The 263-nt window shown below is 50.2% G+C and carries 1 protein-coding gene; it reads left to right on the top strand.

What is annotated here, in order from left to right; genetic code table 11:
• On the top strand, positions 1-263 hold a 263-nt coding region (locus AC2Q9J_RS18100; protein WP_499042093.1), incomplete at both ends, for a metal ABC transporter permease.

A 263-nucleotide genomic window follows, 5' to 3' on the forward strand; every position in this document is an offset into this window, starting at 1 on the left:
GATTGCCGTTAGCATGAGAATTGTCGGAACGCTTCTCGTATCTAGCTTGATTACGTTACCCGTCGCAGCGGCGCTACGCTTTACATCGAGCTTCAAACAGACCATTCTCTGGTCCATCATCTTCGGAGAGGTCGCGACAATCGGTGGGCTCGTCCTTGCATATGATCTCGATGTCGCTCCAGGCGGTGTCATCGTATTGATTGCGGTCGGTATTTTAGCAGCCGTCATGGTGCTCGAGAAAGTCATGAGTTTTAAGAAAAAGG

This window comes from Planococcus sp. RAB007_Raresut (assembly GCF_057369535.1).